Origin of the sequence: Methylophaga sp. UBA2012 (assembly GCF_002335235.1) — a bacterium.
Lineage (GTDB): Bacteria > Pseudomonadota > Gammaproteobacteria > Nitrosococcales > Methylophagaceae > Methylophaga > Methylophaga thalassica.
The window spans coordinates 25,007-45,649 of record NZ_DDCG01000008.1 but is presented as its reverse complement, the minus strand read 5'-3'; the positions used below and the strand labels follow the sequence as shown (position 1 = coordinate 45,649).

The following is a 20,643-nucleotide window of genomic DNA, read 5'->3' as shown; positions in this document are numbered from 1 at the left end:
ATCAAAGCCTAACTTATCCTTGGCTATACTCCCTAAAAAGCAGCTCCCTCTGAGATTCGTACTACCTAGGAAGTAAGTCCTCTTAGTAATTGTTGAGAGGGGCTGTGGAACTGAAAATAGCGTTGCCAATACTCATAAAATAGGGAGAAATATAATGGCACGCGATCCTAAGCACGACATACTTTTTGAGCCAATTCAGATTGGTCCAAAAACATTGCGTAATCGGTTTTATCAGGTTCCCCATTGCATTGGTGCCGGTTCAGATCGACCAGGCTTCCAGGCAGCACATCGTTCGATGAAAGCGGAAGGTGGTTGGGCAGCGATGAATACCGAATACTGTTCAATCCATCCAGAATCAGATGATACCCATCGTCTCTCAGCACGTATCTGGGACGAAGGTGACGTACGTAATTTACGTGCGATGACGGATGAAGTTCATAAATACGGCGCTTTAGCAGGTATCGAAATGTGGTATGGCGCCGCTCATGCACCGAATATGGAAACCCGGGCAACGCCACGTGGCCCAAGCCAGTTTGCCTCAGAATTTGAAACATTAAGCTACTGTAAAGAGATGGATCTTGATGATATCAAGATGGTTCAGCAGTACTACGTGGATGCCGCTTATCGTGCTCGCGATGCTGGCTTTGATATCGTCTATGTGTATGGTGCTCACTCTTATTTGCCACTGCAATTCCTTAATCCGTATTACAACAAACGCACTGACGGCTACGGCGGTTCATTAGAAAACCGTGCTCGTTTCTGGGTGGAAACGCTGGAAAAAGTGCGTAAAGCCGTGGGTGATGATTGTGCGATTGCAACGCGGTTTGCTATCGATACGATTTATGGCCCTGATCAGATTGAGGTTGAAGAAGACGGCGTTAAGTTCATTGAAATGGCCGATGACTTTGTTGACCTGTGGGATATCACGGTAGGTGATATTGCTGAATGGGGTGAAGACGCTGGCCCATCACGTTTCTATCAGCAAGGTCATACGGTGCCTTGGGTTGAGCATGTTAAACGTGTTTCGAAGAAACCGGTTCTGGGTGTAGGCCGTTATACCGATCCAGAAAAAATGACGGAAATCGTCACCAAAGGTGTGGTAGATATTATCGGTTGTGCTCGTCCTTCTATTGCTGATCCATTCTTACCGAAGAAAGTGGAAGAAGGCCGTTATGACGATATTCGTGTCTGTATCGGCTGTAACGTCTGTATTTCGCGTTGGGAAATCGGTGGTCCTCCAATGATTTGTACTCAGAATGCGACGGCTGGTGAAGAGTATCGTCGTGGCTGGCATCCTGAGAAATTTGCTAAAGCAGGTTCTGAAGATTCGGTGCTGGTGGTGGGTGCAGGTCCTTCTGGTTCAGAAGCGGCTCGTGTATTGATGGAACGTGGTTACACCGTTCACTTATACGATAAGGCTGAAAAAGTGGGTGGTCATGTCAATCAGGTTGCCACATTGCCTGGACTGGGTGAGTGGAGTTATCACCGTGATTATCGTGAAACGCAGCTGGATAAGCTGGTCAAGAAAAATAAACATAATGTGATTGCACTGGGTCAGAAACCACTGACCGCTGATGATGTATTGGAATACGGTGCAGATAAAGTGGTTATCGCTACCGGTTCACATTGGAATACGGATGGCACTAACTGTCTGACACATGCACCGATTCCAGGTGCGGATGCCTCTCAACCTGAGCAATTGACACCAGAACAAGTGTTATCGGGTGAGAAGAAAATTGGCAAACGTGTGGTTATTTTGAATGCAGACAGCTATTTCATGGCACCAAGTCTGGCTGAAAAATTAGCCACAGAAGGCCATGAGGTTACTGTTGTTTCAGGTGTTCATCTGGGCAACTACATGCACTTCACTTTGGAATACCCCAACATGATGCGTCGTCTGCATGAGCTGGGTATTGAAGAGATTGGTGATCACTTCTGCACACGTATCGAAAAGAATCGCCTGGAAATCTACAACCTGTGGGGTGATGGTTCCAAACGTAGCTATCGTGGTCCTGGTGTTTTCCCACGTGAAGAAAACAAAACTCACCGTTGGTTGGAATTTGATTCTTTAGTACTGGTTACGGGGCGTTCTTCTGACAATGCTTTGTACAAAGAACTCAAAGAGCGTCAAGCAGAATGGGATGAAAACGGCATCAAAGGTATTTACCTGATTGGTGATGCTGAAGCACCGCGTCTGATTGCTGATGCCACATTTACTGGTCAGCGTATCGCAAGGGAAATCGAGGAAGACAATCCTCAATATCCATTGCCGTACAAACGCGAAACGATTTCTTGGGGCACACCACATATGCCGGGTGGTAACCACGAGATCGAATACAAGATCTAGACCGGAAAAGGAGTGTGCTGTCGATAACGGCAGCACGCTTTTCCAACCTCAGCAATCACTTATTCCTATTCCAAAAAAGCTTGCAGGTGTGTCATGAACGAAGCACAAGAGATTACTCGGATTTTATTTCAAGGTTTTCAGACCTCATCCATTTACCTTTTTTATGCGTTTGGTTATTCCGCAATCGCCGTATTTATTTATGGTTGTTACGTGCAGGTAAGAAAATACCGTCGTGGTAAACCTGATGCAGCCTGGGGCGAGTTTCTGGCGAGATTCGGTGAGATGCTGAAAACCATGCTGACGCACCGTACGATTAAACGTCGTGACAGGGCGGCTGGCAAAGCACATGCAGGTATCTTTTTTGGCTTTGTTTTGCTGTTTCTCGGGACAGCCACCATCACACTTGAATACGATATTTTAGAGCCATTATTTGGCTTTAAATTCTGGTATGGCGACTTTTACCTGTGGTTTTCATTGGTACTCGACATTGCCGGAACAGCCGTTATCGCTGGCGTTTTATACATGATGTATCGCCGAAAATGGCTGAAATTACCTAAACTTGATTACAAACGTCCCGATCGTGAACCGACCGATCCTGACTACGACCGCAGTGCTTATCGTCGTGAAGACTGGGCATTTTTATGGGGCTTTATCATCATTCTGATCACGGGCTTTTTGCTTGAAGCCTCGCGTCTGATTTGGCTGATGAATGATCCCACCGTCTGGGACTACCGCTGGTGGTCACCGATGGGCGCACTGATTGCCAATGTCTTACATGGACTGGGGATGGGGCCGGAAGCGGCAGGGCATTTCCGTACCGGACTCTGGTGGTTCCATGGCTTTATTGCCTTGACCTTTGTGGCGCTGATTCCTTTTACCAAAGTGAAACATATCTTTACGGCATCTGCGTCATTGATGTTTCGTGACCCGATGGCCGGTCGTCGTTTACCGATGGTGCCAGAAGAGCAGGAAGAGATTGGGGTTAAAACCATTACCGATCTGACCTGGAAAAACTTACTGAACCTGGATGCCTGTACCAAATGTGGTCGTTGCCATGAAGCCTGTCCGGCCAATGCGGTAGGAGCGCCATTATCACCACGTGATGTGATTCTGTCATTGCGTGAGTTTGCCAATAACACCTTACAGAAAAAAGCGTTACCGGACGAAGCCGAGCTGGATGTGCATGGTAAAGATATCGGTCAGGTGTTTATGGAAACGCTGTGGTCATGTCGTACCTGTCTGGCCTGTGTGGAAATCTGCCCGGTGGCGGTTGAGCATGTGCCGATTATTGTGCAGATGCGTCGTAAATTAGTGGATGAAGGCAATATGGAGCCGATTCTGCAAAAAACGCTGCAATCCGTGCATAAAAACGGCAACTCGATGGGCGAGTCCAAACGTAAACGGGCGAAATGGACCAAAGATTTACCTTTCGCGATTAAAGATGCCCGTAAAGAGCCGGTGGATGTGATGTGGTTTGTCGGCGACTACGCCTCTTTCGACCCACGTAATCAGGTAGTGACGAAATCGTTTGCCAGATTAATGCGTCAGGCGGGTGTGGATTTTGGTTTGTTATACGAAGCCGAAATGAACGCCGGTAATGATATTCGGCGTGTGGGTGAAGAAGGGCTGTATGAATTTTTGGCAACCTCAAATATCAGCACATTAGAACAATGTGATTTCAAATCGATTGTGACCACCGATCCACATTCATTTAACACCATCCGTAATGAATATCCGGATTTTGGTGGTGAGTTTGAAATTAACCACTACACCACGGTGATTAAACAGTTGTTAGAACAAGGCAAATTGAAGCTGAAAAAACAGCTGGATCTGACGGTGACTTTCCATGATCCATGCCACTTAGGCCGTTATAACAAAGGTTATGACGCCCCTCGTGACATTATCAAAATGCTCGGTTGTGATCTGGTGGAAATGGCACGTAATCGTGATAACTCATTCTGCTGTGGTGCGGGTGGTGGGCGTATCTGGATTCCTGATCCGGTTGGCATCCAAAAACCATCTGAAAACCGGATACATGAAGCTGGTGAGATTGAGGATCTGGACGTGTTTATCGTGTCGTGTCCAAAAGATCTCACCATGTTTGAAGATGCACGTAAAACCGCCGGTTATGAAGGCAAGTTTGAGGTGAAAGAGCTGATTGAGCTAATCACTGAGTGTGTTGAATTTGACGATGAGTCTGTTGATGAAGATGCTGACGCAGCTTAATGATTCGATGCCGGGCTCTGCGGCTGAGTTAATCTCAGTCGCGCTCGACAGTGGCGACATTTACAGCGCGGCTGCGGTGTATGGCTTGGCAGATTTTCATGACAAAAAATTGCTGGCAGAGCTGATAACGGCACAGCGTCGTGATGTACTTAAACTGGCACGCTGGCAGCATACCCCTGCCGATGTGCTGGCTTTGCTGGCTGGCCTTGAAGATGATGCCGTACGTCTACGTCTGGATAAAAATCCGGCGACCCAAACCCAGACCTTAAGCAATTTATACCGTGATGAAGTGGACATCAGCTTCATCACTCTGATTGCCAAACATGCTCACACCAGTGCGGAGGTGTTGTGGCAGATTTTGCATACCACTACGGCAACAGATTTGGTGAGAGCTGTGGTGAAAAATCCGAATGCGGATAGCAAGACTTTAGCCTTGGTTGCAGAAAAGTTTGCTGATCAATTTGATGCTGAACTTGCCAGTCATCCAGCGACATTGGGTGATTTATTAATGACGTTGTATGCGCGTGGTAATGAGTTTGTTCAGGCCGCTGTTGTGGCTCATAAAGCGTGTCCGACCGCTATTTTTACTATTGCCGCGAAACAGGAAAGCAGTCTTATCCTGCGTCATTTAGCGACCAATCCACATATTGATAAACGACTCAGCGCCCGTCTGGCTTTGGATAAGGATTATTCCGTCAGGCGAGCCGCAGCGAGTCATAAAAATCTGCCGGTATGGGTTTTAGAAGAGCTGGTTGAAGATCAGTCGGAATACGTCAGACGCGTGGTAGCCGCCAGAGAAGACCTGACGCCAGAGATGATGAATTGTTTGCTGGCAGATAAGGATCACTGGGTCAGACAATGGCTGGCACTCAACCCAAAACTCACGGAATCACAGTTGTACAGCTTAGCTCAGGATGAGCATAAAGAGGTTCGCCGTGCTGTGGCCAGAAATCCGAAAACCAATTCGGCATTACTGAGCCAACTGGCTACTGATCAAGAAGTCTGGGTACGTGCTGGGGTAGCAAATCAGCCTAATACGCCGGCCAGCACCTTGATCATCCTTGCCGAGATGGACGATATCGACGTGCTTGGTGGTGTCGCCTCCAACCCAAAAACACCGCAGAAAGTACTGCAGCGCTTGAGCTATTCCATCAGTGCTGATGTCAGGCGGGCGGTCATTCTCAACAATAAGGCGATTCGTCAGACCTTACTGCCTCTGCTGGATGACCCGTACTACCTGAATCGCATGATGCTTATCCAAAGCAGAGCACTTAGTGCTGATGACAAATGGACCTTATATGACGATCCGGACCCGGCGGTTCGGTTCAGCCTTTTTACCTGGTTTTCCAGGCAATACCAGCAGTAACTCACTGCAAATAAAGCTGATGTAGACAGCAATTTAGGAGAAATAGCATGAAAATTTTAGTTGCAGTCAAAGAAGTCGCTTCACTTGACGATGACTTTGAAATTCGTGACGACCAATTGGACGTCGATGAGGACTTTCTGCTTTATGACCTGAATGAATGGGATGATTATTCCCTGGAAGAGGCCATGAATATTAAAGAAGCCTCGGATTCAGAAGTGGAAGTGGTGGTGGTGTCTGTTGGTCCCGATCGGGTTGAGGAAAGTCTGCGTAAATGTCTGGCTAAAGGCGCAGACCGAGCTATACGCGTGTGGTCGGATGAAATGGAAGGTTCTGACTCCATCACCGTGGGCCGCATTCTGGCCGCGGTCGCCGAACAAGAAAAACCGGACATGATTTTTGCCGGTGTGCAGTCGTCTGATGATGCGAATGCCTCGACTGGTATTTCTTTATCGTCTTATCTGAATTGGCCTCATGCCGCCGTGGTGGCTGGATTGGACTATACACCCGGCAGCAATAAAGCCGTGGTCAGTCGTGAGCTGGAAGGTGGGATGGCACAGGAAGTAGAGATCAGCTGCCCTGCGGTGCTGACTATTCAACTGGGGATTAATACACCGCGTTATGCCTCTTTACGCGGTATCAAACAAGCCGCTGCCAAACCTATCGAAGAAATCAGCCTGAGTGATTTGGGATTAAGTGCCGAGGATGTCGGTGCCGATGCGAGTTTTGCACGGGTACGTCGTATGTATATTCCTGAAAAAGGTATGGCGACCATGATTGAGGGTACGCCCGCAGAACAGGCTGCAAAACTGGCTGAGATAATTAAAGAATACAGAGGAGAACTCTAATGAAAACGATTTTGGTGATGGCGGAAACCCGCCAGAATGAATTACGCCCGAACTCTCTGGAAGTGATCTCAGCTGCCCAGGAATTACGTCAGGCGGATGACAAGGTCATTGTGGCGGTGACAGGGCAAAATGCCGACAACTACACCAGTGCATTATCGCTGGCAGGTGTTGATGAAGTCGTGGCGGTGAAAACAGCAACAGAAGATTTTGATGCCGATATTCAGGAAGCCGTTGTCTCTGAATTGATGGAACAATACGCGCCATCTGTGGTATTGATGCCGCATTCTGTGGATAGCCTGGGTTACGCACCAACGCTGGCTCGTAAAGGCAATTATGGTTTTGCCAGTGATGTATTCGGGCTGGCTTATGATGGTGACGATCTAGTCGCAACCCGTGCCGCCTACAATCAAAAAGTGAATGTGGAAGTCGATTTTCCCGGCAAAGATTGTGTGCTGCTAACGATTCGTCCAAGTGTGTTTAAACAAGCGGAAGACGCAGGGTCACCGGGGATTTCATCTCTGGATATGACTTCGCTGACCAGTCGTAGTCAAAATTTGCGTTATGTTGAACCGGAAGGCGCAGATGATATTGATATTACGGGTGTGGACTTTATTATGTCTATCGGCCGCGGTATCGCAGAAGAAAATAATGTGGATACCTTCCGTGAATTATCTGAGCTGGCGGGAGCAACATTATGCTGCTCGCGTCCGATTGCTGACTCAGGCTGGTTGCCAAAGTCACGTCAGGTAGGGCAATCTGGCAAGGTAGTCGGTGCTTGCAAGCTGTATGTGGCGATGGGAATTTCCGGCTCAATCCAACATATGGCAGGGATGAAACATGTGCCCAGTATCGTGGCGGTGAACACCGATCCGGGCGCATCGATATTTAATATTGCCAAGTACGGCATTGTGGCGGATATCTTCGATATTGAAGAAGAATTGCGCACACACTTTGAATAACGTTATTTTATTCGGCATCGGGTAAGACTCTGACTTACCCGATGCTATTTATTTATATGAGGAAACAGATTTGGCAGATATACATGGGGCAGGTGTTCGCGACGATATTGACGGCAATGGCTTTCGAGTAGGTATCGTTGTCTCGCGGTTTAACTCTGAGATTTGCACGGCACTGTTAAATGCCTGTGTTGACCAGTTAAAAGCCAGCAACGTTCAGGAACAGGACATTCAGGTATTGTCTGTGCCAGGTGCATTGGAAATTCCGATGGTTTTACATGAACTGGCATTAAAAGGTAATTGTGATGGTCTGGTCGCATTAGGCTGCATCATTCGTGGTGAAACCTATCATTTTGAGATTGTGGCCAATGAGTCAGCACGTGCCTGTACCGATATTCAGATTGGCACAGGAATTCCGCTGGCCAATGCGATTTTGACCACAGAAGATGAGCAACAAGCAAAAGATCGCATGATTATCAAAGGCCGTGAAGCGGCATTAGTGATTATTGAAATGATTCAGACACTAAAGTCTTTGCACGCAGAGTAAATTTTTCTTAATTATTTTATTTATTATCAATGGATTATAAAAGGTAGAGCATAAAAAATCAGATGGTTTTTACCCATTAAGGAGTACTCCATCATGAGAATTTTTATATGCGGCTGATTTCGGTAAGTTTTTTACATTGAATTCGTTCTATGTAACCGGAGTTAGACCATGAATAATCCACTGCCCAAAGAAACTACCACACGGAACTCAGTACTCAATGTTCGCCATAAAGAACTTGGGTCAACACTGGATGGCGAAACATGGAATGGCATGCCCATTCCATGGAGCTACCATTCGGATGTGAATGATGAGGTTGTTGCGGTCCGTACCCGGGCAGGTCTTTATGATGTGTCTGGTCTCAACATTGTTAATGTATCGGGACCAGCCGCATTAAAAATTATCGACAAGCTGGTGACGATTGATGTCACTAAGCTCGAACCAGGTACTTCCCGACTTGCCGGTGAAGTGAATGAAGAAGGTGCGCTGGTCGATGACATCATGGTCATTTGTGATGATAAAGAACATTACCGTTTATCTCATGGCAGTGGCGCCACACAACAAACCTTAGCCGAACTCGCTAAAGGTGAGGATGTCACAGTTGAACAGGATTATGATGTACATATCCTGTCGCTGCAGGGCCCTCGTTCTATCGATATTCTGGATCCGGAACTGGATTTCGACCTCGCCGGATTACCTTATTTCAAACATATCAAGACGACCTTATTCGGTCGTGAAGTGATCCTCGCTCGCGGTGGTTATTCCGGTGAGCGCGGCTACGAAGTTTATTGTTCCGCGGCTGATGCTGTGTACCTGTGGGACATGATTCTGGAAAAAGGTCAGCCCTATGGCTGCATCCCGGCATCATGGGACTCACTGGATCTGACACGCGTTGAAGCGGCCTTACTTTTCTTCCCATTTGATATGCCTGAAGGCGATACCACACCGTGGGAAGTCAATATGGACTGGTGTGTCGATGAAGACAAACCCGGTGATTACATCGGTAAAGAAGCGGTGCTGAAGTTAAAAGGCAGAGAACGCTTCAAACAAATCGGTCTGGAATGTCGCTCAAAGCAAGCGGTAGAGGTCGGTTCTAAATTATTCATTGATGGCAAAGAAGTCGGTGTGGTGACCAGCTCCAGCTACAGCCAATATCTGATGAAGTCACTGGCAATGGCACATATCAAACCGGAATACAGTCAACTTGGCACCACAGTAACAGTGGCCGACGGTGATGAGGTCAAAGCGACCATCGTCAAGATGCCTTTTTATGATCCTATGCGTGTTCGCACTCACCCTGAGTAAATTGAGGAATAGATGATGGAAAAAGGTTACTCAATTACAACCAAACCTATTTACGGCACCTTGGTCTGGCAAAAAAAAGCGACACATCATGTGGTGATCGTTGGCGGTGAAGGTGGTGGTAAAGCCTTGCTGAAGTTATTCCAGCAAATGGTGCCAAAACAACCTTTATCAGTGTTTTATCTGGCTGATGATGCAGCAAGTAACAAGTATGTGAGCATCGTTGAAGAGATGTCAGGTGAGTCAATTACTGTCTGCGACTCACAGGAAGCATTAACGGCGGCGATGAAGACTGAGCTGGACAATTGCTATATGGGCACACAGTTCTACGTTGCTGGTGAAGAAAAACTGATTTGGCCGGTCGCCAAGTTGCTGACTGAATATGGCGTCGATGATCGTAATATTTTTAAAGAACAGACAGGTTCTTTAGCCAGACGCGTGTTCTGCGTGCATTGCGAAACGATTAATGAGGACGTTCACCACAACATTCATCAATGTGTGAACTGTGGCCTGAATTTATTCGTTCGTGATCATTTCTCCCGTCATTGGGGGGCCTATATGGGCTTTATGGTCGATGGTGAAACACCCGGCGAGATTCCACCAGCACAGGAGGTTTACCCATGAGTGCTTTAAAAGTCAAAGTCACTTCCGTTGAGCAAGTGGCTGAACAAATCAAACATTTTACGATGGTAGCCGAAGATGGCAGCCCACTGCCTTATTTCTCTGGTGGCAGCCATGTGGTTGTATCGATGGATATCGATGGCCGGACCCATCGTAATGCCTATTCCTTAATGGGCCCAACCAACGATAACAGTGCCTACCAGATTGCGGTGCGTAAGCAGGAAAAATCACGTGGTGGTTCAGTGTTTATGCATGAGAAAGTGGAACCAGGCACCTTATTAGAAATATCGATGCCTACCAATTTATTCTCGATTCATCGTCTGGCGAAAAAACACATTCTGGTGGCCGGTGGTATTGGTATCACGCCTTTCTTGTCACAGATTACCGATTTAAATCGTCTCGGTCATGACTACGAATTACATTATGCTTATCGCAGTGCTGAACATGCGGCTTTCCGCAAAGAAATTGAAGCCTTATGCGGTGATAAAGCGTTTTTCTATCCTGAAAATGAAACCGGCCGACTCAATATCACTGAATTATTGAGCAAACAGCCTTTGGGTTCACATGTGTATGTGTGCGGTCCGGATCCAATGGTAAATGGTTTGGAATTGATCGCTTCCGAGCTGGGCTGGCCAGAAACGTCTGTACATAGTGAGAAGTTCTTAGCACCAGCTAGTGGTGCGCCATTCACTGTCAGCTTATTGCAATCCAATACCGAGGTCGTTGTGCCTAGTGACCTCAGCATGCTTGAAGCGCTGGAAGAAGCAGGTATCGATGCGCCTTATATGTGCCGTGGTGGTGCCTGTGGTCGTTGTGAGGTGGAAGTCGTCGAATGTGACGGTGACTTAGTTCATCACGATGAATACCTATCTGACGCTGAGCGTGTCGCTGCTAAGAAAATTTTACCTTGTGTCTCGCGTGCCAACTGTACACGCATGGTCATCAATTTGTGAGGAATAAACGATGAATATGGCATTTAATGAAGAAACATTTCGTGGTGATTTCACGTTTAGAAACTCGCCGGAATCAGTACGCCGTTTTCCTTACCCGTTTGAAGAAGACGAGTATATGTATAGCGTCAACATTGAGCAGCACACCCCGGGTGCGCCTGGTTCTGTGTTTGAACACCCGATTGATGTCGACGAACACTATGTGGCCGAATGTAAAGAGCGCGCCATTGTATTAAGTGAGGATCACACACGCTGTGTTGCTTTGCCTCATATGATGGATGCTCAATGGGACACACTGGAATTAGTGATGACATCACTTTCTGAAAGTTATCCGTCTGAGTTTCAGTTAACCATTGATGGTGATAACTGGCACTGGGTCAATAAACCACTGGGTATTGAAGATCGCTTTGTGTTTGGTGACGTATCGACCTTACCAATGGAGCCATTCGAATACGTGATGCGTCAGGTTCAGGGTGACTGGGTCATCATGGATCAACGTGATAATGATCTCTATGCCGATCTTGGCATGGTAACCGGACAGGCGGATTGGTCGGTCGCATTTGATGCAGGCATGTCATTTAAAGAATGGCACGCACCGGTGCCTCATGCGCCTGAAATGGGCATTTTTGATCGTGCCCTGAAATACCTTTTACATCTGCAATACGGTAGCCCGGTTCGTCGGACTAACTGGCGTATGTGTGTTAACCCACGACTCGATACGTCATCAGAAACCTATGATGTCTGGGGCACGGATAACGTCTCGGCCACCAAAGAAAACGCCGGTGACAAAGTCTTTTTACGGGTAGAGCTGCAAGCCTTGTTCAGACTGCCACGCAGTAATGCGATTGCCTTCAGCATCCGTACTTATATGGTGAGTCTGGCAGACTTGGCGACTTACCCACGTTGGGCAAAACGTTTAAACCGCGTATTACGCAGCCTGCATCCGGATCTGGCGGAATACAAAGGCTTGAATAGCTTTAAACAACCGGTACTGGATTGGCTCGAACCACTTGATGATGGCGCCTTTTTGGAAAAAGGAACGCATCCGGAATAACACTAGATTAGGGGTAATCATTTAGTTAAAGGAAGGGAAGATGAAAAAAACAGTTTTGATGGTGGCAATGGCGGCAGCATCAACGTTCTCAGCAACTAACACCCTGGCAGAAGAAACATCACCTCATAGTTTTAGTTCCAACGTCGGAATTTTTAGCCAATATGTATTTCGTGGCATTACTTACAGTGATGAAAGACCTGCATTACAAGGTGGTTTTGACTATGCTCATGATAATGGGCTCTATGCGGGAATATGGGGCTCGACGTTAGAAGAGGACGACAACTCCGGTAACAGTCTGGAAGTGGATTTTTATGGTGGTTATTATCATCAATTAACAGACGATATTGGGATTGATGTCGGGTTGCTGCAGTTTTATTACCCTGATCACAAAAAGTATAACGGTGAAAATATTGATACCACCGAAGCCTATCTTGCTGCGACCTGGAAATGGTTTACAGCAAAATACAGCCGGACATTAACCGACTGGGGTGGTGTGAATAATAAATCAGCCGGTATTGATGGTTATGCTAATGGTGATACCAAAGGCACTGAATATATCGAGTTGAACTTCGCCTACCAATTACCGTGGGAAGTGAATCTGAATTTGCATGTAGGTCACCTGGATGTGAAAAACTACAGTGATTTCAATTACACCGACTATATGATTGGTTTGAGTAAAGACCTGACTATCGGTCAGTCAGAAGGTTGGACGGTGGGGATTAACTACACCGATACTGATGCGGATAAAGACTGGTGGACAGGTGTAGATGGTGATAACCGTGGCGATAATCAGTTTATCGGCTATATATCACGATCGTTTTAAGCGTTTCATAAGCGGCAGCAGAGGGTCAAGGATGACTCTCTGTTATTGCTCTGAAGTCATCTGTTCCAGTCCATCCATCATTGATTGATAATTCTCACTACTGATATCAATGATGATGCCTTCCAGAGTTAATAACTCATCTGTTCCTGAAAAGACGCCTTTACCTCGTTCCATGACCCATTTGATTTTATTACTACGCGTCTGGATGCGGTAAATGATTTGAAAGCTGCGCTGTTGATTAACTTGTTGTTGGACATATTCCCAAACACGTTGTTGATCAGCAGGATAAATCAGCTGCATATAGTTGAAATGGAGGGAGTTGGTAATTTCATAAGGCTGGTATTCGGTTACTTCCAGGCAGCCGTCACTGACATAGTCAAAAGTCCAGTTACGATCATTTTTACAGCGATATAACATGCAAGGCACATTCGGCATAATCATATCGTTAGCGAGTCGGGCACTGGCTTTCAGGTCGGCAGATGTTTGCTTGATACGACTGATATCGGTCAGTGTGCCCATCACGCTGCTGCGTTCACTCTTGAGTCGGGATGTGGTGGAAGCACGCATTTCAAACCATTGCGAGCGGCCATTTTTTGCAATGAGTCGTAATTCGAACTGACTATGGTGGCGTTTGCCTTCAGTCAGGGCATTTATCCGAGCTTCTGCTAGTGGCAGATCTTCCGGGTGAATGAATTGGAATAAGGTTTTTTGCATGCACTCCTGCGGCGTGTAGTCGAGCATGCGCTCCCAGGCAGGATTGAGAAAAATGATTTTTTGATCAACATTCATTTGAAACACGATTTGATCAAGTCGATCGATAAGATAACGGTAGGTGTGATCCACATCCAGTTTGGTTGAGGTCGGTTCGGATGATGACGTGGTGGTGAACTGCAACAGAAACTGGCCATGTTGCTGCAAAGAGTTGAGAGGAGACAGTGATATCTGAGCCGGGATGGTTGTGCCATCCACATACAGCATGCGTAACATCATGGTCTCGCTGGAACGTTGATTATGCTGACGGCTGATAAAGTCTGTCATTTGTTGGTGTGAGCTGGGGTGAATCAGATTGGTGAGCGGTAGGTCGGTAATCATATCGCGCATACCATTCATTCCCAGCTCTTTTAGAAAGGCATTGTTGGCGAATTTAATGTTATAACCATCAATAACAGCAGCAGGTGTAGATAGCTTGCTGGAGAGATCCTGGCCCCAGATAACATCATCAAAGGCGATGGGGGATTGGGGTTGAGGACGACGTTTTAAACGAGGATAGAGCGTCATGGCTAATGTGGCGGATAAAAACATAGCAAGCACTGCAGCGAGCGTGGATATATGTACTTTAAACGGGGCGGTGCTATCCCACCAGAAACCCAGTACCAGTACAAAAATACTGCTTAACATGACCAGACTGAACAAGATGATATTCATGTTTATATCCTTATTTTATTGCCCAGCTTTTGATGAAAAGTTTGCAGCATGATGAAATTAAAACAGCGTCTTAGCGAAATTTTCTGCATTTTTTCCCGACGCACACTCTATACAAAGTGGGTGGTTTTGCTGATATGTATTGCTGCGACTATCTCATTGATGCAGGCTGGGATTTTCTTCCTTTTGGATTATATGCCTTCTGTGCAAATAGCTCTAGCCAAGGTTAATGAACAGAAATATTACTGGGAAAATCAATTAGTTCATATTGATTTGAAGGACAGCCAGCAGTCACAACGATTGTTCCATAATATGCAGTCCCATTTTCTCGATACACAAGATCCTGCTGTGATGTGGATGTTACGTCAGAAGAATGATGACATCGCCGAAGCGGTCAGGCTGATCGAGTCAGAACAAGCCAACTTTTCTCAATTGGCAACATTAAACCTCCGCGCGGCGGTGCAGTTACGCGGAGCAGATCGTTTAGCCTCGGCCTATAAAAACCTTGAACAGGCCCTGCATAAAGATATTGAAATTAAACGAGCGGTATTAACACTGCTGGAATCCGTCAGCCTGGTATTTGTGCTGAGCTGTATTTTGCTGTTGGTGCTGAGTACCAGAAAGGTCTTGGTTGAACGGCTGGATAGACTTCTGGCCTTTATCTACGCCAAAAATAGTGAAAACAGTGAACTGGATGTGGATGATGAGTTTGCTTTGCTGGAGCATCGGGTTTCAGAGTTATCCGCCAAAATGGAAAGCTTTGAGACGGAAGTCGCCTGGGCACACCGAACCAGTGAGCACATTCGTGTATTAACCCGTGCCCAAAGTTTTTTATTACGCTTTATTGAAACCGTATCTGAAGATGTTTTGAGTGAAAAAACATTACTTAAGATGCTGTATTCACTGGAGCGAACCATGGGCTTTACCAACACCGCTCTTATTTATACTGACGATGCCGCAGTCATTTCTACCGAACAAGTGATTTATTCACATCACGAGCCTAACCCGATATCAGACAAAGTATTTGATGAACTGATCATGTCGGGCACGGCCTCATTTCTGTCGCTTAATGCCGAATCAGAAGAAGTGGAGTGTTTGGGACTCAGTTTTTCGGGGAGTCGCAATGAGGTTGGTGTGCTGGTGGTAGAAATGCAAAAAGGTCGCTTTCTTGAAGATGCTGAAATTAAAGTGCTGGAAATCACGGCGAAATTACTCAGTATGGTCACCAAGTTTCAGAGTCATGATGAAGAAGGGCGACGTCTGGCGATCCTCGAAGAGCGTGCGGCGATTGCCCGTGAGTTGCATGATTCACTGGCTCAGTCATTGTCATTTATGAAAATACAGATGGCCAGACTGCAATCCAATGTGATTGATGATAAGCAGCGAGAAGTGACCACCGAACTCAGGGAAGGCTTAGATAATGCCTATCGTGAGCTAAGAGAGTTGTTAACCACGTTCCGGGTTCATATGGACTTACGCGGACTGGGGTATGCCATTCAGGCCACTATTGATGAATTTTCACAGCGCTCCAGTCTCGCTATTACTTTAGATAATCGCTTGGTGAATTGCCGGTTAACGGTCAATGAAGAGTTTCATATTCTGCATGTTGTACGCGAAGCATTATCGAATATCGTCCGCCATTCTGGCGCCAAGCATGTGTCAATTTTGATGCTAGTGAATAACAAGGGGGAATTAGAGTTAACCATCGATGACGATGGGGTGGGGATGAGCAAACTATCTTCCACCTATGATCATCACGGGCAGGCAATCATGAAAGAACGAGCTAAGACTCTAGGTGGAGACATTGATGTCATGGCCAGACGTTACGGAGGGACACGGGTACGCCTGAAGTTTGTACCCAAACTGACCGAATAACTCGTCATAAAATTAAGAGAGAGAAATGAACACTATAATAAGAATATTAATTATCGATGATCACCCCTTATTCAGAAAGGGAGTAGGTCAGATTATTTCCGATGAACCTAACTTCGAGGTGGTGGGTGAGGCGGCATCCGGGCTGGAGGGTATTGAACTGGCTCAACAGTTAAACCCGGACTTAGTGTTACTGGACTTAAATATGAAGGGCATTGATGGCCTGGAAACACTGAGAAGGCTGAAACAAATGGATTTGAAATCACGTTATGTGGTGCTCACTGTGTCAGATGCTGAAGAAGATTTACTGGAAGCCTTAAAATCGGGGGCTGATGGTTATCTGCTCAAGGACATGGAGCCGGAAGATTTACGTTCCAATCTGGTGAAGGCAGCTTTAGGTGTGACGGTATTACAGGATAGCCTGACAGAAGTACTCAAAAAAGCGCTGATCGAACCGGATACCAGAACGACCGCATCAGATGTGAGTCTGACTGACAGAGAAACAGAAATTCTGGATTGTCTGGCTGAAGGGATGAACAATAAAAATATTGCCAGGAAGCTGGGGATAAGCGACACCACCGTGAAAGTACATATTAAAAATATCCTACGCAAACTCAATTTAACGAGTCGACTTGAGGCGGCTGTTTGGCGTCATCAGAATAGATAAAAAAATCGGTAGGCGATAAGCCTACCGATTCTTGAGCCTTTTAAACGCTTTGGTTTAGAGTGGTTTGCGTTGCCCCACAAAGAAACCAACACCTCTGGTCGGTGTGGTGAAGGTAATGGTTTCGCCATTGCCAAAATACAATACGTCACCCACTTTGGCGTGGACTTGTTTGCCTGATTCGTCGCTGATAATAAATTCACCTTCAGCCACATACTTCATTTCTTCATAATCGTAGGTATAAACCAGCGGTTTATCACTTTTATTTAAATGAAAGAAGCCAGCACAAATAGTTTTATCTTTGCTGTCTGAAATCACTGTATCGCCAAATGTGGCGTTGACACCGTCAACACCCATTGATGGTTGTGGGTCTTTTACAGCTTGTTGAATATATTTCATATCTTGTCTCCAAATAGTTTTGTGTAAAAACACACAAGCTATTAAATCGACATGATGCAATGGCAACAATTATTAAGAAGGCTTAATCAAAAAGAAGTACAGACCCTGTGAATAAGCGATAAACACTGGCTTTAAGATAGTAAAGCAACAAGCCATGTTGAAAATAGACAGAGTTATTTTCAACGCAACATTATTTAGTGTGTGTGGCTATGGGGTAACGGCTTTAAATCTAAGCCATTACATAGAATAGATTGGATAAGCGAGTATCTGGGCGGGCTGATTAATGTTGTCAGCTAACGGTGAAGACAGCTAAAAACCACGCATTTATAGGCATGTACCACTTAAGTGTTAATTTCTAGGAAGAATAGACGGATAAAAAGGCAGGGAATAGATTCCTCTGTATGTGACTGAATTAACAGGCACATTTACTATGAGGACTGAAAACCATGTCGTTTGATATAACTACACAGTTTGCAGAGCAGGTGTCGCTGGCATCTCTTGTGCAAAACCTTGTTTACGCCTCTGGCACCGTTGGGGCAATTTTTGTCGTAATAGGACTGCTCTTAATTGATGCAGGCGGTGTTAGGAGGCGTAATGCATTTAATGCAACTATAGAAAAATTAGTGGGTTTTTTTATCGGCTTTACCACCTATTTTGTAATCGGCTTTGCGTTCTGGGCTGCCCAGTACTATGTGATGGTCGATTACACATTAACCGATAGTATTAAGGATTGGTGGGCAGGTGGCGTTTTAGCCAATGAGCTTGCTCAAAATGTGGATCCGGCAGTTTTTCCGGGCCTGAATAACTTCCAGATCTTTATTTTCTTCCTGGCGTGTTTTGCTGGGATTATCAATGTCTTATTACACTTCGCGGTGTCTGAAAGAATGAAGTCTTCGGCGTATTACATTACGTCATGTGTCGCGACTTTAGTGTCTTCTGTATTGAGCTGGTGGACATGGGGCTCTGTCGGCCCACTCACCAATATGGGATTCCATGACTTCTTTGGTGTGGGCTTTGTCTATTTGTTCCCTGCGGGTATGGCGATGGTATTCGTGAACAAGTTAGGGGCCAGACCGGGTATGTTCTCTGCTCATTCAAAAGTTGAAGAATATCGTGTTCCCAGTCTTGCTTTAGTTACGGTGGGTGTATTTAGTGTGTTTGGCAGCTTGCCGATGGTTATCCTGTCTTGCCTGTTTTTCTTTGATCCGGGCGCGCATGCAGTCAGCGTCACTATGGCTGATACCAGTGTTGGTTTAGCGTTTAACAACTACGCAGCGGCCTGGGCTGGCGGTACTTTGATGGGCGCAATCCTGGCTTACTCAAAACGTAAATACAGTTATTTACTGTTAGGCCCATTTGCCGGTTATGTGTCGGGCGCATCGGGTTTTGATGTCTATATTCCGTGGCAGATGTTCCTGGTAGCTTTTGGTTCACCGCTAGTGGCTTATGTTATCTATGAATTCCTGCAAAGACGGGAGATCGATGAGCATAAATTATTGCCATTATTTGCTGGTGTCGGTTCCTACGGTCTGATTATGACAGGCTTGCTGCATATCGGTATGCCACGTGGTGGTTATGTCGGCATCACTGAAGGTGCCTATGCTTTCCAACACGGTGAAATTGGCGTGCTGATGCAAATCGTCGGGATTGTTGTCTGTCTGGGTACAGGTATTGTGACCGCGTTTATCCTGTCATTTATTCTTGAAAGAACGATAGGTATGCGTATTACCGATGAAGAACAGGCGATTGGTCTGGATAAAGTCCATTGGGGCCTGGATTCAGATGTATCACCTGAGGTAGAAGCAAAATAAGGCTTTTCTATTTCTTTCCCTGGCTCGTAAGATCGTTTAGTGGCTTATTCTTCTGGGTAAGCCACTTTTTTATTTATTAATTTCCCTTTCGCCATAGTTAAATTACGTGCGACAAATAAATAAAAATCTCGTTTTGGCAGGTGAGCCTCAATTCCTGATCTGAATATAAAAGTCTATTCAGCGTTTTCTGTTTCAATCACCCAATCCCGTTCACCTGTTGGACAGCAACGTGGTTCATCCGGTTTATGCATGGTGGTGGTGAGTGTAATTTGCCCTGGCGTCATCACGACATTACGTGGATTACCGCCAAAGACATTGTCAACGCTCCGATAATAGCTTAGCTGACCGTTTTCATAACGGAATAAGGCGACATCAAGGAAATCACTATTACCGCCGCTGGGATAGAGAATCCAGGCGAGAGCGTCATCCATACCATCCCCGGTAAAGTCGCCATAAAAAATTTGTATAGGCTGATAGACACTATGCCCGTGTTGTTGCTGGGCCCAGGCAAGAATAAGGTTATTTGAGATGGATTCGTGGCCCTTGTGACACGGAGTTTCAGCCTGAGCACTAGTGATTACCCATACTGTGATAAACAAACCGAGCATATTAAGTTTTAGCATGGCGATCTCCCTTATCCGGATAGGGTTTGGCTAATTTCATCTCTGGCTTTATTTATATCGTTTACTAGCGCTGTAGCACATTCCAGAGTCAGGCCGCCTGCAAGAACATAAGGCTCACTGTTACCCTCGGCTCTTATTTCCACACAATAATCGCGTTCAGCCTGTCGATGTCCCCAGTGTCGGCCTAACATGGAAGAAACGGGGACGCCATTGGGTCCAGGCATAATAGGATCTTCTGCTACAACCAAGCCGTTATGAACGACCTTAATTTCAGCGATAGAGGCTAGTGGCAGGCTAAAGTCATTACCTTCGATACTTTGTTTGGAAACGGACACCCGTGCTGGTTTTCGGTAACGTGCTCCGGGTAAAACAAAGCTACAGCCGACGCCGATAAAGATCAGCGACAGAATATAAATCCATACGGATGAAATCAGAACAAAGCTGAACAGGAAAAACAGACCCACAGCAAATAGAAAAATGGCTGGCGTGCGTGTCGCTCTGGCAGGCTGAACATCAAACACATAGCCACCAGTTGCTGGATCTTCTCGGCGGGTAAAGACGGATACGGATGGATTGCCCCAGGTTTGCAGAACGTTCTTTAAGTGCCAGCGCCAGATTGGAATGGCGAGCGTGACACCTGCCAGTATTAACACAAAGAGTTTGCCGAAATATCTGCCGAATATTTCAAACACAAAAAAGAGGGTGACGCCAACGGTGTTGAATAAAAGAAAAATGATCACAAGCCACAGCAAAAGACGTTGCCAGAGGGGGCGATCTTTACTCATCAACTTATCGATAAATTCACTCATGAGCTAGCT

The 20,643-nt window shown here is 46.1% G+C and carries 18 protein-coding genes; 14 read left to right on the top strand and 4 right to left on the bottom strand.

Going from position 1 to position 20,643, the window contains the following annotated elements:
- Window positions 1–154: 154 nt before the first annotated feature.
- From B2248_RS06805 to B2248_RS06755, 11 genes are all read left to right on the top strand, one after another.
- A complete protein-coding gene (locus tag B2248_RS06805; RefSeq protein ID WP_007146734.1) occupies window positions 155–2,347 on the top strand; it encodes an FAD-dependent oxidoreductase in 2,193 nt (730 codons plus the stop codon).
- A 93-nt stretch (window positions 2,348–2,440) separates the two neighbouring features.
- On the top strand, window positions 2,441–4,573 hold the full coding sequence (locus tag B2248_RS06800; RefSeq protein WP_273179673.1) for a heterodisulfide reductase-related iron-sulfur binding cluster: 2,133 nt from the start codon (window positions 2,441–2,443) through the stop codon (window positions 4,571–4,573).
- Entirely contained in the window at window positions 4,551–5,939 is a 1,389-nt protein-coding gene (locus B2248_RS06795; RefSeq protein WP_273179675.1) for a hypothetical protein, read from the top strand. Before B2248_RS06800 ends, B2248_RS06795 begins: the two co-directional genes overlap by 23 nt.
- A 47-nt stretch (window positions 5,940–5,986) precedes the next feature.
- Complete coding sequence (locus B2248_RS06790) at window positions 5,987–6,784, top strand: electron transfer flavoprotein subunit beta/FixA family protein (RefSeq protein WP_273179678.1); 798 nt, start codon at window positions 5,987–5,989, stop codon at window positions 6,782–6,784.
- Window positions 6,784–7,743: an electron transfer flavoprotein subunit alpha/FixB family protein gene (locus tag B2248_RS06785; RefSeq protein ID WP_273179680.1), complete on the top strand. Its 960-nt coding sequence runs from the start codon at window positions 6,784–6,786 to the stop codon at window positions 7,741–7,743. Before B2248_RS06790 ends, B2248_RS06785 begins: the two co-directional genes overlap by 1 nt.
- Window positions 7,744–7,813: 70 nt before the next feature.
- Window positions 7,814–8,287, top strand: coding sequence for a 6,7-dimethyl-8-ribityllumazine synthase (ribH, locus tag B2248_RS06780; RefSeq protein ID WP_273179682.1), 474 nt, complete (start codon window positions 7,814–7,816; stop codon window positions 8,285–8,287).
- A gap of 168 nt (window positions 8,288–8,455) precedes the next feature.
- Entirely contained in the window at window positions 8,456–9,589 is a 1,134-nt protein-coding gene (locus B2248_RS06775; protein ID WP_273179683.1) for an aminomethyltransferase family protein, read from the top strand.
- 15 nt (window positions 9,590–9,604) lie between these two features.
- Entirely contained in the window at window positions 9,605–10,210 is a 606-nt protein-coding gene (locus B2248_RS06770) for a dimethylamine monooxygenase subunit DmmA family protein (protein ID WP_273179684.1), read from the top strand.
- On the top strand, window positions 10,207–11,160 hold the full coding sequence (locus B2248_RS06765) for a PDR/VanB family oxidoreductase (RefSeq protein ID WP_007146726.1): 954 nt from the start codon (window positions 10,207–10,209) through the stop codon (window positions 11,158–11,160). The genes B2248_RS06770 and B2248_RS06765 overlap by 4 nt, the downstream gene beginning before the upstream one ends.
- Window positions 11,161–11,170: 10 nt before the next feature.
- On the top strand, window positions 11,171–12,211 hold the full coding sequence (locus B2248_RS06760; protein WP_007146725.1) for a heme-dependent oxidative N-demethylase family protein: 1,041 nt from the start codon (window positions 11,171–11,173) through the stop codon (window positions 12,209–12,211).
- Window positions 12,212–12,251: 40 nt separating this feature from the next.
- Entirely contained in the window at window positions 12,252–13,034 is a 783-nt protein-coding gene (locus B2248_RS06755) for a TorF family putative porin (RefSeq protein WP_007146724.1), read from the top strand.
- A 42-nt stretch (window positions 13,035–13,076) separates the two neighbouring features.
- Here the strand turns inward: B2248_RS06755 and B2248_RS06750 are convergent, their stop codons facing one another.
- Entirely contained in the window at window positions 13,077–14,459 is a 1,383-nt protein-coding gene (locus B2248_RS06750) for a PAS domain-containing protein (RefSeq protein WP_273179687.1), read from the bottom strand.
- A gap of 48 nt (window positions 14,460–14,507) precedes the next feature.
- On the opposite strand from B2248_RS06750, the gene B2248_RS06745 reads away from it, so the two are divergent.
- Complete coding sequence (locus B2248_RS06745) at window positions 14,508–16,331, top strand: histidine kinase (RefSeq protein WP_273179690.1); 1,824 nt, start codon at window positions 14,508–14,510, stop codon at window positions 16,329–16,331.
- 25 nt (window positions 16,332–16,356) lie between these two features.
- Window positions 16,357–16,995 (top strand): two-component system response regulator NarL, encoded by a 639-nt coding sequence (narL, locus tag B2248_RS06740; RefSeq protein ID WP_007146721.1) that lies wholly within the window; start codon window positions 16,357–16,359, stop codon window positions 16,993–16,995.
- A gap of 54 nt (window positions 16,996–17,049) precedes the next feature.
- Here narL and B2248_RS06735 read toward each other — a convergent pair whose 3' ends face one another.
- Window positions 17,050–17,391, bottom strand: coding sequence for a cupin domain-containing protein (locus tag B2248_RS06735; protein WP_007146720.1), 342 nt, complete (start codon window positions 17,389–17,391; stop codon window positions 17,050–17,052).
- A gap of 446 nt (window positions 17,392–17,837) precedes the next feature.
- Between B2248_RS06735 and B2248_RS06730 the strand changes: the two genes are divergently transcribed.
- Window positions 17,838–19,202 carry an ammonium transporter gene (locus B2248_RS06730; RefSeq protein WP_273179694.1) on the top strand — a complete coding sequence of 455 codons (1,365 nt, stop codon included), beginning with the start codon at window positions 17,838–17,840 and terminating at the stop codon, window positions 19,200–19,202.
- 173 nt (window positions 19,203–19,375) lie between these two features.
- On the opposite strand, the gene B2248_RS06725 is transcribed toward B2248_RS06730, so the two are convergent.
- Window positions 19,376–19,825: a hypothetical protein gene (locus tag B2248_RS06725; RefSeq protein ID WP_273179695.1), complete on the bottom strand. Its 450-nt coding sequence runs from the start codon at window positions 19,823–19,825 to the stop codon at window positions 19,376–19,378.
- Window positions 19,826–19,836: 11 nt separating this feature from the next.
- Window positions 19,837–20,634, bottom strand: a complete 798-nt coding sequence (locus B2248_RS06720) for a hypothetical protein (RefSeq protein ID WP_273179697.1) — start codon at window positions 20,632–20,634, stop codon at window positions 19,837–19,839.
- Window positions 20,635–20,643: the final 9 nt, after the last annotated feature.